General features: G+C 64.4%; 8 protein-coding genes. 5 read left to right on the top strand and 3 right to left on the bottom strand.

Annotated features, from left to right (window positions below):
* Nucleotides 1-20: 20 nt before the first annotated feature.
* Nucleotides 21-767, bottom strand: a complete 747-nt coding sequence (locus tag U1707_RS07240) for an RluA family pseudouridine synthase (RefSeq protein ID WP_332799411.1) — start codon at nucleotides 765-767, stop codon at nucleotides 21-23.
* Nucleotides 768-797: 30 nt separating this feature from the next.
* Here U1707_RS07240 and U1707_RS07235 point away from each other — a divergent pair, with 30 nt between their 5' ends.
* Nucleotides 798-1,562 carry a M15 family metallopeptidase gene (locus U1707_RS07235; protein ID WP_332799410.1) on the top strand — a complete coding sequence of 255 codons (765 nt, stop codon included), beginning with the start codon at nucleotides 798-800 and terminating at the stop codon, nucleotides 1,560-1,562.
* A 184-nt stretch (nucleotides 1,563-1,746) separates the two neighbouring features.
* On the opposite strand, the gene U1707_RS07230 is transcribed toward U1707_RS07235, so the two are convergent.
* Entirely contained in the window at nucleotides 1,747-2,229 is a 483-nt protein-coding gene (locus U1707_RS07230; protein ID WP_332799409.1) for a hypothetical protein, read from the bottom strand.
* Nucleotides 2,230-2,621: 392 nt separating this feature from the next.
* Here U1707_RS07230 and rpoB point away from each other — a divergent pair, with 392 nt between their 5' ends.
* Nucleotides 2,622-6,803 carry a DNA-directed RNA polymerase subunit beta gene (rpoB, locus tag U1707_RS07225; protein WP_332799408.1) on the top strand — a complete coding sequence of 1,394 codons (4,182 nt, stop codon included), beginning with the start codon at nucleotides 2,622-2,624 and terminating at the stop codon, nucleotides 6,801-6,803.
* 199 nt (nucleotides 6,804-7,002) lie between these two features.
* Nucleotides 7,003-11,289, top strand: coding sequence for a DNA-directed RNA polymerase subunit beta' (gene rpoC / locus U1707_RS07220; RefSeq protein WP_332799407.1), 4,287 nt, complete (start codon nucleotides 7,003-7,005; stop codon nucleotides 11,287-11,289).
* Between the two features lie 109 nt (nucleotides 11,290-11,398).
* On the opposite strand, the gene U1707_RS07215 is transcribed toward rpoC, so the two are convergent.
* On the bottom strand, nucleotides 11,399-11,572 hold the full coding sequence (locus tag U1707_RS07215; protein WP_332799406.1) for a hypothetical protein: 174 nt from the start codon (nucleotides 11,570-11,572) through the stop codon (nucleotides 11,399-11,401).
* Nucleotides 11,573-12,080: 508 nt separating this feature from the next.
* Between U1707_RS07215 and U1707_RS07210 the strand changes: the two genes are divergently transcribed.
* Nucleotides 12,081-12,803, top strand: a complete 723-nt coding sequence (locus U1707_RS07210; RefSeq protein ID WP_332799405.1) for a response regulator — start codon at nucleotides 12,081-12,083, stop codon at nucleotides 12,801-12,803.
* Nucleotides 12,800-14,146, top strand: a complete 1,347-nt coding sequence (locus tag U1707_RS07205; RefSeq protein ID WP_332799404.1) for a sensor histidine kinase — start codon at nucleotides 12,800-12,802, stop codon at nucleotides 14,144-14,146. The genes U1707_RS07210 and U1707_RS07205 overlap by 4 nt, the downstream gene beginning before the upstream one ends.
* Nucleotides 14,147-14,191: the final 45 nt, after the last annotated feature.

Below are 14,191 nucleotides of genomic sequence, written 5' to 3'. Positions count from 1 at the left end.
AGCCCCTGCCCTCGGCCCGATCAGTCGTCGACGGAGTCCGGCGTAGCGCCGCTACCCGTCATGCCGTTGCCAGTCGCGCTCGACAGCTCCGGCGTGTCGGAAACCGCCGCAGCAGCCTCATCCGCGAAACCCGCCTTGGCGAACCGCTCGGGGAGCGGCGCTTCGGCGAGCACATCGGGCTTGCCCGCGCGCGGCACGATCAGGCGTTGCGCATGCAGCATCATGCCCAGCCCATCCGCCTTGCCGTAAACGCCGTCGCCAACCACCGGCGCACCGAGGCCACTGGCCGCATGCACGCGGATCTGATGCGTGCGCCCGGTCTCGGGCAGGAACTCGACCAGCGAGCGCCCATCCCTGATCTCCAGCACGCGCCATTTGGTACGCGACTTCTTGCCGTCCGGATCCTCGACTATCCGCCAGCCGGTCTCCGCCGTGCTGACCTTACCGAGCGCCATTTCGATTAGGCCCGATTCACCGTTAACCTCACCGTCGAGCAGCGCGACGTAGCGTTTCGAGACGAGGCCCTGCTCGAACGCCTGCTGCAACCGGGCATGCGCCTTGGGGTTGCGCGACAACAAGAGGCAGCCGCTCGTGTCGCGGTCGAGCCGGTGCACCGCCTTCGGCCAGCGCTGGAAGCCGAACTTCAGGCTTTCGAGATGATTTTCGAGGCTCAGCGAGCCGTCGCGGGGCGGATCGACCGGCAGCCCTGCGGGCTTGTCGATCACCAGGGCCTCGCCGTCGAGGAAGAGTACGCGTTCACCATGCATGGCGCCGCCCTTGCCATCATTAGCGCCTGCGTGCCAGAGCCAGCGTCGATGTTGCACCGCATGCTGGCCCTCGCGCTCCTCTTCGCCCCGACCGTCGCGGCGGCACAATTGTGCGATGGACAGAGCGCGGCGACCGCGCCCGACGGTCGCGCCTTCGGGCATCTGCCCTATGGCGACGCCCCCGAAACCGAGCTCGTCACGCTGCCGTCGGACTATTCGGTGGGCAATCCCTGCGTGGTTCGCGCCGACATGTTGCCCGATCTGCTGCGGCTGTTCGCGGCCGCACAAGGCGATCCTTCGGTAATGGGCCAGCTCCGCGCCCTGTCGTGCCAGCGGTCGATCGCCCGCCAGCGCAGCGTCTTTTGCCGCGGCGAGACGACCAGCGCCGCCGACCGCGCGATCTCGGTCGCACCGCCGGGGTATAGCGAACATTCGACCGGCTATGCGCTGGACTTCGCGGTGCGCCCCGCGAACGGGTGTCCGGATGCGGAAGCGTGCATGGCCGCCACCCCCGCCGCCCGCTGGCTGCGGCTGAACGCGCCCCGGTTCGGGTTCGAGCAGAGCTTTCCCGGCGGCAACAAGCAGAACGTGAAGTGGGAGCCCTGGCACTGGCGCTGGGTCGGGGCGAGCGGGAGTGCGCCTGGGGCGGCAAAGGCGCGGTTCGTGTTCGCGCGGGCCCGGCGGTTGTATCCGGCGGATCCGGCTGTGGTACCGTTGGTGATCAGGGTGACGGCTCAGCCGCCGGTTCCGGTCGTTCCGCCGGTTGCCGTGCCGACGAAGAAGAAGCGGCGCTAGCGAAACGTCGACTATCTCCCCAATCGCGACACCACCCCGGCGAAGGCCGGGGCCCAATTGGGAGACGCCAGTGATATAGGGCGGCGCTCCGTTGCTACCGCCTCACCAATTGGGCCCCGGCCTTCGCCGGGGTGGTGCTGTCTGGTCGTTCTACCTGATAGATAACGATTGGCCCCACCTGCACTCAGTGCAGCACCAGACCACCCGGACGCACCACGCCGTCGCGCAGCGCATGATCGTACAGCAACTCGGTCTCCAGTTTCACCTGCTGCGACAGCCGGTCCAGCATCGACTCCGCCTGCACACCGAACACCGCCCAGTCTTTCGGCGAGATCGTCGGCAACCAGCGGCCGATAAAGGCCTTCCAGTCCGAACGGAGAATATCGAGATCCTCCTCCATCATCGCGATCGTGTCGGCCGAGCAATGCGCCTCCATCGCCACGACGGTCCGATCGATAACCTCATCCTCGACGCCGAGATGATCGGCGACGGTCACCGCCAGCTCGATCAGTTTGCGCGACGCCATCGCGCTCTGCGCTTTCGACTGCCGCGCCAGAATGACGAGTTCGACACACTGCCCCGCGATCTTTTCGTGATCGTCGATCAGGCGCGCCCAGTTCGCACGATCCTGGTCTGATACTGTCCGCACTGCGATCTTCTCGTCCATGACGCCGCTACTCCCCTGCGAATGTCACCCGGTAGTGTCGTAAATACGCGCTACACATTGTCACGGATGCAGTTAGCGTTGCCGACCGCCTAGTAGCTATAGTATTTCGAACGGCGGGACCGTGTCGGAACGACCGTTTGCGTTGCTCCTTTGGCGTCACGACCCTTTGACATGACGACACGCCGCCCCTATATCCGCCTTTCACCACAGCATCCGGGAAATGACATGCCGTCGCGCAGCGTGTCGATCGTATTGGATACCGAGGTTCATACGCTGGAAGCCGCCGCACCTGATGCGCGCGGCCTTTTTGCGTTAACGTGCGCCCCGCCTGGGGGTTCCCAGGCACGAAATTACGACTGACCCGTCAGTTTTTATAGGGCGAAACAAAACCTATGGCTTCCAAGGCGATCAACGAGGGCGCTGCAAAGCAGCGCGGCGAAGGCGGCACGGCAAAGCGCCGCATCCGCAAGGTCTTCGGCAACATCCACGAAGTCGTGCAGATGCCGAACCTGATCGAAGTCCAGCGCGAGAGCTACGAGCAGTTCCTGCGCTCCGACAAGTCGATCGGCCACGTTTCCGGTCTCGAGAAGACGCTGCGCAGCGTGTTCCCGATCCAGGATTTCGCCGGCACCGCCTATCTCGATTTCGACGATTACGTCCTTGAGCCGCCGAAGTTCGACGTCGAGGAATGCCGCCAGCGCGGGATCACCTACGCCGCGCCGATGCGCGTCACGCTGCGTTTGACCGCATTCGAGGTCGATCCCGATACCGAGGCCAAGTCGGTCATCGATATCAAGGAGCAGGACGTGTACATGGGCGACATGCCGCTCATGACCGAGAACGGCACGTTCTTCATCAACGGCACCGAGCGCGTCATCGTCAGCCAGATGCACCGTTCGCCGGGCGTCCTGTTCGATCACGATCGCGGCAAGACCCACGCATCGGGCAAATATCTGTTTGCGGCCCGCGTGATACCGTATCGCGGTTCGTGGCTCGATTTCGAGTTCGACGCCAAGGACATCGTCAACGTCCGCATCGATCGCAAGCGCAAGCTGCCGGTCACCGCGCTGCTTTACGCGCTCGGCATGACGTCGGAAGAGATCCTCAACTATTTCTACAACCGCGTGACGTTCGTCCGCGGCCAGGGTGGCTGGATCGTTCCGTTCCAGGTCGAGAACTGGCGTGGCCAGAAGCCGATGTTCGACATCGTCGATGCGAAGACCGGCGAAGTCGTGTTTCCGAACGGCCAGAAGATCAGCCCGCGTGCTGCGAACAAGGCGTTCAAGGACGGCCTCACCGACCTGCTGATCCCGACCGAGGAAATCTTCGGCCGCTATTCGGCATACGACCTGATCGACGAGTCGACCGGCCGCATCTACATCGAAGCCGGTGACGAAGTGACCGCCGAGAACCTCGAACTGCTCGACCAGGCAGGTATCGAGCGTCTCGACCTGCTCGACATCGATCACGTCGCGACGGGTCCATGGATCCGCAACACGCTCAAGGTTGACAAGGCCGAAGAGCGCGAGCAGGCGCTGTCCGACATCTACCGCGTGATGCGTCCCGGCGAGCCGCCGACGCTCGAGACGGCGGAGTCGCTGTTCTCGGGTCTGTTCTTCGATCCCGATCGCTACGACCTGTCGGCCGTCGGCCGCGTGAAGCTCAACATGCGCCTCGACCTCGACGTCGAGGATACCGTGACGACGCTGCGTACCGAGGACATTCTCGAGGTCATCAAGACGCTCGTGAACCTGAAGGACGGCAAGGGCGAAATCGACGATATCGACAACCTCGGTAACCGTCGTGTCCGTTCGGTCGGCGAGCTGCTCGAGAACCAGTACCGCGTCGGCCTGCTCCGCATGGAGCGCGCCGTGAAGGAGCGCATGTCGTCGGTCGACGTCTCGACCGTCATGCCGAACGACCTGATCAACGCGAAGCCTGCGGTTGCCGCGGTCCGCGAATTCTTCGGCTCGTCGCAGCTGTCGCAGTTCATGGATCAGACCAACCCGCTGTCGGAAGTCACCCACAAGCGTCGCGTGTCGGCACTTGGACCAGGTGGTCTGACGCGTGAGCGCGCCGGCTTCGAAGTCCGCGACGTTCATCCGACGCATTACGGCCGCATCTGCCCGATCGAGACGCCGGAAGGCCCGAACATCGGCCTGATCAACTCGCTCGCCAGCTTCTCGCGGGTTAACAAGTACGGCTTCATCGAGACACCGTATCGCAAGGTCATCGACCACAAGGTGACCGACGACGTCGTCTACCTGTCGGCGATGGAAGAGGCCAAGCACACGATCGCGCAGGCCAACGCCGAGCTGACCGAAGACGGCCGCTTCAACGAGGAGCTGGTGTCGTCGCGTCAGGCTGGCGAATTCCTGATGGCGCTGCCCGACAACATCACGTTGATGGACGTCAGCCCCAAGCAGCTCGTCTCGGTCGCCGCATCGCTCATTCCGTTCCTGGAAAACGATGACGCCAACCGCGCGCTGATGGGCTCGAACATGCAGCGTCAGGCCGTGCCGCTCGTCCAGGCCGAGGCGCCGTTCGTCGGCACCGGCATGGAAGAGACGGTTGCGCGCGACTCTGGTGCAGCGATCTCGGCCAAGCGTGCGGGCATCGTCGACCAGGTCGACGCGGCGCGTATCGTGATCCGGGCCACCGGCGAGATCGATGCCGGCAAGTCGGGCGTCGACATCTACACGCTGATGAAGTTCCAGCGTTCGAACCAGTCGACCTGCATCAACCAGCGTCCGCTGGTGAAGGTGGGCGACGCGGTTCGTGCAGGCGACGTGCTCGCCGACGGCCCGTCGACCGAGTTCGGCGAGCTGGCGCTGGGTCGCAACAGCCTCGTCGCGTTCATGCCGTGGAACGGCTACAACTACGAGGATTCGATCCTGATCTCCGAGCGGATCGTGAAGGACGACGTGTTTACGTCGATCCATATCGACGAGTTCGAGGTGATGGCTCGCGATACGAAGCTTGGGCCTGAGGACATCACGCGCGACATCCCGAACGTCGGCGAGGAAGCGCTTCGCAACCTCGACGAAGCGGGCATCGTCTACATCGGTGCAGAGGTCGAGCCGGGCGATATTCTCGCCGGCAAGATCACGCCGAAGGGCGAATCGCCGATGACGCCGGAGGAGAAGCTTCTCCGTGCGATCTTCGGCGAGAAGGCCAGCGACGTGCGCGATACGTCGCTTCGCCTGCCGCCGGGCGTGTCGGGTACGGTCGTCGACGTTCGCGTCTTCAACCGTCACGGCATCGACAAGGACGAGCGCGCGATGGCGATCGAGCGCGAGGAGATCGAGCGCCTGAAGAAGGATTCGGACGACGAGCGTTCGATCCTGAACCGTGCGACCTGGTCGCGTCTTCGCGAGATGCTGCTCGACCAGACCGCCACCTCGGCGCCGAAGGGCGTCAAGAAGGGCGTCGTGATCGACATGGATCTGCTCGACAGCGTCGACCGCCACGAGTGGTGGAAGTTCGCGGTCGCCGACGACAAGGTCCAGAGCGATCTGGAAGCGGTCAAGATCCAGTATGACGATGCGGCCAAGCTGATCACGGACAAGTTCCACGATCGTCGCGAGAAGCTGGAGCGTGGTGACGAGCTGTCGCCGGGCGTGCTGAAGATGGTCAAGGTGTTCGTCGCGGTGAAGCGCAAGCTGCAGCCGGGCGACAAGATGGCCGGCCGTCACGGCAACAAGGGCGTCATCAGCCGCATCCTGCCGGCGGAGGACATGCCGTTCCTCGCCGACGGTACGCCGGTCGATATCGTCCTCAACCCGCTGGGCGTGCCGTCGCGCATGAACGTCGGTCAGATCTTCGAGACGCATCTGGGCTGGGCCGCACGTGGCCTGGGTCAGTCGATCACCGCGGCTCTCGAAACGTGGCGCGAAGAGAACCCGGACGCCAAGCCGGGTGCGATGCCGGAGGCGGTCCGCGATCGCCTCAAGACGGTGTACGGCGAGCAGTATCACGCCGAGATCGACGCCCGTTCGGGTGACGAGATCGTCGAGCTGGCCAAGAACCTGAAGGGTGGCGTGCCGATGGCAACGCCGGTGTTCGATGGTGCCCGCGAAGCCGACGTCTCGGCGATGCTGGCGCTGGCGGGCCTCGACACGTCTGGTCAGTCGGACCTGTTCGACGGCCGCACCGGCGATCAGTTCGATCGCAAGGTGACGGTAGGCTACATCTACATGCTGAAGCTCCACCATCTGGTCGACGACAAGATCCACGCACGGTCGATCGGGCCGTACTCGCTGGTCACGCAGCAGCCGCTGGGTGGTAAGGCGCAGTTCGGTGGGCAGCGCTTCGGCGAGATGGAGGTCTGGGCACTCCAGGCCTATGGCGCGGCGTATACCTTGCAGGAAATGCTGACGGTGAAGTCCGATGACGTGGTCGGCCGCACCAAGGTCTACGAGGCGATCGTCAAGGGCGACGACACGTTCGAGGCCGGCATCCCGGAGAGCTTCAACGTGCTCGTCAAGGAAATGCGCTCGCTCGGCCTGAATGTGGACCTGAAGCAGTCGGAGCCTGGCTTCGACAGCGACGGCATCCAGATCGCGGCGGAGTAAGCCTCAGCTAATAGCTCCCCTCCCGAGGCGGGTTCCCATCAAAGTAATACTTTGATGGGGCCCTTCCGGGAGGGGTCGGGGGTGGGCTCCCGGCCGGTGATGGAGCGCCAAGATCGAACCGGGTGCCCACCCCTTCCCAAGCGAGAGCTTGGGCCCCTTCCCCTCCCGCTTGCGGGAGGGGAGTTGGAAGGATCAATATATGAACGAGATGACCCCCTTCGCCAATCCGGTCGCCAAGACCGAGACGTTCGACCAGATCCAGATCGGCATCGCGTCCCCGGACAAGATCCGTTCGTGGTCGTTCGGCGAGATCAAGAAGCCCGAGACCATCAACTATCGCACGTTCAAGCCCGAGCGTGACGGCCTGTTCTGCGCGCGCATCTTCGGTCCGATCAAGGATTACGAGTGCCTGTGCGGCAAGTACAAGCGCATGAAGTACAAGGGCATCGTCTGCGAGAAGTGCGGCGTTGAGGTTACCGTCTCGAAGGTCCGCCGCGAGCGGATGGGCCATATCGAGCTCGCCGCCCCGGTCGCGCACATCTGGTTCCTGAAGTCGCTGCCGTCGCGCATCGGCCTGCTGCTCGACATGCAGCTGAAGCAGCTCGAGCGCGTGCTGTACTTCGAGGCGTACATCGTGATCGAGCCGGGCCTGACCCCGCTCGAGAAGTACCAGCTGATGACCGAGGACGAACTCCTCGACGCGCAGGACCAGTATGGCGAGGACGCGTTCTCGGCCGGTATCGGTGCCGAGGCGGTCCGCATCATGCTCGAATCGCTCGATCTCGTCGGTGAGCGTACCGCGCTGCTCGAAGAGCTCGCGGTCACCAAGTCCGAGCTGAAGCCCAAGAAGATCATCAAGCGCCTCAAGGTCGTCGAGAGCTTCATCGATTCGGGCAATCGGCCCGAGTGGATGATCCTCGAGGTCGTTCCGGTCATCCCGCCCGAGCTGCGCCCGCTGGTGCCGCTGGACGGTGGTCGTTTCGCGACGTCGGATCTGAACGATCTGTATCGCCGCGTGATCAACCGCAACAATCGTCTCAAGCGCCTGATGGAGCTTCGCGCGCCGGACATCATCGTCCGCAACGAGAAGCGCATGCTCCAGGAGGCGGTCGACGCCCTGTTCGACAATGGTCGCCGCGGTCGCACGATCACGGGCGCCAACAAGCGTCCGCTGAAGTCGCTGTCCGACATGCTCAAGGGCAAGCAGGGCCGCTTCCGCCAGAATCTGCTCGGCAAGCGCGTCGACTATTCGGGTCGTTCGGTCATCGTGACCGGGCCTGAGCTGAAGCTGCACCAGTGCGGCCTGCCGAAGAAGATGGCGCTCGAGCTGTTCAAGCCGTTCATCTACGCCCGTCTCGATGCGAAGGGTCTGTCGATGACCCTTAAGCAGGCGAAGAAGTGGGTCGAGAAGGAGCGCAAGGAAGTCTGGGACATCCTGGACGAGGTGATCCGCGAGCATCCGGTCATGCTGAACCGTGCGCCGACGCTTCACCGTCTCGGCATCCAGGCGTTCGAGCCTGTATTGATCGAGGGCAAGGCGATCCAGCTTCACCCGCTGGTCTGCTCTGCATTCAACGCCGATTTCGACGGCGATCAGATGGCCGTGCACGTCCCGCTGAGCCTCGAGGCCCAGCTCGAAGCACGCGTCCTGATGATGTCGACGAACAACATCCTGTCGCCGGCCAACGGCAAGCCGATCATCGTTCCGTCGCAGGACATGGTGCTGGGGCTCTATTATCTGTCGATGATGAAGGAGAACGAGCCGGGCCAGGGGATGCTGCTCGGTGACATGGCCGAAGTGCATCAGGCGCTGAACGCCCAGGCGGTCACGCTGCACACCAAGGTCATCAGCCGCGTTCCGCAGACCGACGAGAAGGGTAAGCAGTACCTCAAGCGGTATGAGACGACCCCGGGCCGCATGCTGCTCGGCGAGTGCCTGCCGCATAGCCACAAGGTGCCGTTCGATACCGTCAACCGCCTCCTCACCAAGAAGGACGTGGGCGACGTGATCGACGAGGTCTATCGTCACACCGGCCAGAAGGAGACCGTGCTGTTCGCTGACGCGATCATGTCGCTCGGCTTCCGTCACGCGTTCCGCGCCGGCATCTCGTTCGGCAAGGACGACATGATCATTCCGGACGCCAAGGTTGGTCTGGTCGACGACACCAAGGCGCTCGTGAAGGACTTCGAGCAGCAGTATCAGGACGGTCTGATCACGCAGCAGGAGAAGTACAACAAGGTGATCGACGCCTGGAGCCGTTGCGGCGACCAGGTCGCGAACGCCATGATGGACGAGATCCGTGCGGTGAAGGTCGACGAGGACACCGGCCGTGAAAAGCCGATCAACTCGATCTACATGATGGCCCATTCGGGTGCTCGTGGTTCGCAGGCGCAGATCAAGCAGCTTGCCGGTATGCGTGGCCTGATGGCCAAGCCGTCGGGCGAGATCATCGAAACGCCGATCATCTCGAACTTCAAGGAAGGCCTGACCGTCCTCGAATACTTCAACTCGACCCACGGCGCTCGCAAGGGCCTCGCGGATACGGCGTTGAAGACGGCGAACTCGGGCTATCTGACGCGTCGTCTGGTCGACGTGTCGCAGGATTGCGTCATCATCGAACCGGATTGCGGCACGACCCGCGCGCTGGAGATGAAGGCCATTCTTCAGGGTGGTTCGACCATCGCAAGCCTCGGCGAGCGTATCCTTGGTCGTACGACCGCGGAGGACATCATAGATCCGAAGACCGGCAAGGTCGTCATCCCGTCGGGCACGCTGCTCGACGAGCCGATGATCACGACGATCGAGGGCCTCGGCACGCAGTCGTGCAAGATCCGCAGCCCACTGGTCTGCGAGTCGAAGATCGGCGTCTGCGGCAAGTGCTACGGGCGCGATCTCGCCCGCGGTACGCCGGTCAACATCGGTGAAGCTGTCGGCGTCATCGCCGCGCAGTCGATCGGTGAGCCGGGCACGCAGCTGACGATGCGTACGTTCCACATCGGTGGTGCGGCGCAGCTCAACGAAACGTCGAACCTCGAGGCGCATGCCGACGGTACGGTGCAGTTCCGCGATCTGCGTATCATCGTCGACCAGCGTGGTCGTCGCGTGGTGCTCAGCCGCTCGGGTGAAATCGCAATCGTCGACATGGACGGCCGCGAGCTCTCGGTCGATCGTATCCCCTACGGTGCGTACGTGCTGTTCGACGATGGTCACATCGTGTCGCGCGGCGATCGGATGGCCGAGTGGGATCCGTTCACCATGCCGGTGATCACGGAGAACCCGGGCACGATCAAGTATGTCGACCTGATCGAGGGCAAGACGCTCACCGAGCAGACCGACGAAGCCACGGGCATCGCCCAGCGCGTCGTGATCGAATATCGTGCGGCGACCAAGTCGAAGGAGGATCTGCGTCCGCGCATGACCCTGCTCGACGAGACGTCGGGCGAGACCGGTCGTTACATGCTGGCGATTGGCGCTACGTTGTCGGTCGAGGATGGCGCACAGGTGTTCGGCGGCGACGTCGTGGCCCGTGTCAGCCGCGAGAGCGCCAAGACGCGCGACATCACCGGTGGTCTGCCGCGTGTTGCCGAGCTGTTCGAGGCGCGTATCCCCAAGGACTCGGCGATCATCGCCAAGATTTCGGGCCGCGTGGTGTTCGGCAAGGATTACAAGGCGAAGCGCAAGATCGGCATCCAGCCCGAGGATGGCGGCGACGTCGTCGAGTATCTGGTGCCGAAGTCGAAGGTCATCGACGTGCAGGAAGGCGATTACGTCAAGCGCGGCGATAACCTGATCGGCGGCTCGCCCGATCCGCACGACATCCTCGAGACGATGGGCATCGAACCCCTCGCCGAGTATCTCGTGTCGGAAATCCAGGAGGTCTATCGTCTCCAGGGTGTGAAGATCAACGACAAGCACATCGAGACGATCGTTCGTCAGATGCTGCAGAAGGTCGAGATCACCGATGGCGGCGACACCACGCTGCTGAAGGGCGAGCAGGTCGATCGCGAGGAAATGGACGCGACCAACGAGAAGCTCGAGAAGAAGCAGACCCGCGCACAGGGCAAGCCCATCCTGCTCGGCATCACCAAGGCGTCGCTGCAGACCCGCAGCTTCATCTCGGCGGCATCGTTCCAGGAAACCACCCGCGTCCTCACCGAGGCAGCAGTCCAGGGCAAGCAGGACATGCTGATGGGCCTGAAGGAGAACGTGATCGTCGGCCGGCTCATCCCGGCAGGCACCGGTGCAGGCCTCAACCGCCTGCGGGTCGTGGCCAACAGCCGCGACGCATCGATGCGCGTCGCGCAGCGCAAGATGGCGGAGGTGTCGATCGTGGCACCGATGTCGGCTGCCGACGAGCATGCTGCCGAACTCGCGCGCTCGCCGCGCGATGCAGGCGGCACGGGTGAGGATCCGCTCGCAGCGGTCGTCACCTCGGGCACCGGCACTGACGCGGATGCCGGCGAGTATCTGAACGAAGCCGAGTAATCGGTTTCGTCAGACGCTTCGGCGCTGACGTAACGAAAAACCGCCGTCCGGGAGACCGGTCGGCGGTTTTTTCATGCCTGCTCGCGATCGGCGGTGGAGATATGCAGCATCATCGCGCCACGATGCAGTCGGACTGCCCGCCACACCCGATGAACGCGCTGCACACCGATGCCGCCAGCATGGGCGACGCGTCCTCCCTGCGGACCGCCGCGACCTCGCCCAGATCCCCGGAGGTCGCACCGGCCATCGTGGCGGCGCATCGATCGGCTTCGGCAATCGACATCACAGCGTATATTCGAGGCGCGGGACCGGCCTCGTCAGTATCAGGCACGTCGCGCAGATCGGCAGGAGACAGCCATTCGAGGCGCTTCGCCGGATAGTGCTTGCCGAGTTGGACCGGATAGGGCTGTCACGAACCGTCCGCCGCCGTGCCGGACAACGTGGGCAATGCGCAGGCGGCGACCGTCATGACACCTCGCGCAGCAAGGCTGACGTGCCTGGCCCAGCGACGGGCGATCCACGCAGCACGGGGAAACGAAACCGACGACATCACCGCAGCATGGGGTCGGGCATTACAGTGCGCTGACAAGAGCATGAAGGGTCATCGCGGTTTGGTCAGCGTGTCCCGACGCCACCGTGACCATCCAGGCCGCCACATTTGCAAGGCTCGCAGCGCCGCCGGCTGGGACTGCGACAAACTTGGACGGCTAATCGCTGCCCGACTATCCCGTGGATGTACCGCCTGATAATCCAGAAACATCGCGAACACATGGCCGACCTAAGAAAGACCGATGGACTCAACATCTGTTCAAGATTCGGCCAAACCCGTGTTGCTCGTCGTCGACGACGATCACGCGATCCGGACGCTGCTCGCGCAGAGCCTGGGGATGCACGGCTATCAGGTAGAGACGGCAACGAACGCGCAGGAGATGGACGGCGTCCTGGCGCGGCGGCCCGTGTCGCTCATTCTGCTCGACGTGATGATGCCGGGCGAGGACGGGCTGTCGGTCTGTCGCCGGCTGGCACGGGTCGGTGCACCGCCGGTCGTGATGCTGAGCGCGCTCGGCGACGAACCGGATCGCATCCTGGGACTGGAAATCGGCGCCAGCCATTACCTCTCCAAACCGTGCAGCCCGCGCGAAATATTGGCGACCGTACGCGCCGCGCTCCGCGCGCGGGAAATCCAGGACGCCGGGGAAAGCCGATCGTTCGGTTTCCTCGGTTGGCGAGTCGATTTCGCCGCGCACGAACTGTTCGATCCGGACGGCACGCTGATCGACCTGACCGACGGCGAATTCGCGGTGCTGCGCGCGTTCGTCGAACGTCCCCGGCGCGTACTGGCCCGCGATGCCCTGCTCGAGGCCGCGCGTGGCCCCGACACCGACGCGTTCGATCGCGCGATCGATGTCCAGGTCAGCCGGCTGCGTCGAAAGCTTCGGTCGCGCGGCGACGAAATCATCCGGACGATCCGCAACGAGGGCTATTTCTTCGTGCCGCGCGTCGTGCGGCAGTGACGGCGGTCGGCGCCCGGCCGTCCCGGATCCGCCCCTGGAGCCTGTTCGTCCGCATTCTCGCGCTGATGCTAACGACCGTGCTGCTCGTTCAGGTGCTCAACTTCGCCATCGTTCTGCTGATGCCGCCGCCGATGCCGGTCATCTACACGACGGCGCGGGTAGCCGGCGTCGTCCGATCGGGTAGCGACCCGGCCAAGTTGCTGACCATGAAAGTCGCCGGCGGACCACCGCGACCGACCGACAATCCGCGCGACCTCCGCCTGGCGAAACTGATTGCCGTCGACCTCGCGCTGCCGGCCGAACGCGTGACCGTCGAAACCGAACCCTCGGCCATGCCGTTGATGGCAGGCGCCCTTCGGCCACCGATGCCGATGAACTTGGGTAGGTCCCATCATCGCCCGTTCGAGAATGCGCTGTTCGGACCGTTCGTGGTCTCGATCGAACGACCGGACGGTCGCTGGCTGGTGATCCGGCCGACGAACGGCACGATCGGCCCATGGCGGGCGCGCATCGTGCTGTGGTTCCTGGTGGCGATGGCGGTCGTCGCGCCGATCGCATGGGCCCTGGCCCGCCGGGTCGCCAAGCCGATCGGACGGTTCGCCGAAGCCGCCGAACGACTCGGGCGAGATCCCCGCGCCGATCCCCTGCCCGTCACCGGCCCTCCCGAAATCGCCGAGGCCGCCAGCGCCTTCAACCTGATGCAGGAGCGGCTCAACCGCTATGTGGAGGACCGTACGACCCTGATCGCGGCGGTCGCGCACGATCTTCGCACGCCGCTCATGCGGCTGTCGCTGCGGCTAGAAAAGGCGCCGGAAGACATTCGCGTCGCAAGCGAAGGCGATATCCAGGAGATGAGCCAGCGGATCGGTTCGGCGATGGCGTTCGTCCGCGACATGACCCGGCACGTCCGCCGGCAAAAGCTCGACCTTCGATCGCTGGCGGAGAGCGTGACCGACGATTTCTCTGATCGCGGCGACCGGGTCGTGCTGCATCCCGGGCCGCCCCTGATCATCGAAGGCGACACGCCGTCGCTCAAGGCTCTGCTCGCGAACCTGGTGAGCAATGCCGTCAACTACGCCGGACACGCCGACGTCCAGCTTCGCCGCACCGGCGGCGTGGCGGTGCTGGAAGTGTCGGATTCCGGTATGGGCATGGCGCCCGCCGATCTGGCACGCGCGTTCGAGCCGTTCTTTCGTGCCGAGCAGTCGCGCAACCGCGATACGGGCGGCAGCGGGCTGGGTCTGGCGAGCGTCCGGGCGGTCGCCCGCGGACATGGCGGCGAAGCGACGATCGAGAACCGGGCGGAGGGTGGCCTGCTGGTGCGCGTGACCTTGCCTGTTTGACGGGACCGATGTGCGGGCGCCGGGGTGCCGACATATCGGGGCAAC

Source organism: Sphingomonas sandaracina (genome assembly GCF_036663695.1).
Lineage (GTDB): Bacteria > Pseudomonadota > Alphaproteobacteria > Sphingomonadales > Sphingomonadaceae > Sphingomonas.
The sequence above is the reverse complement of the archived record's forward strand: the minus strand, read 5'-3'. Positions and strand labels throughout refer to the sequence as shown.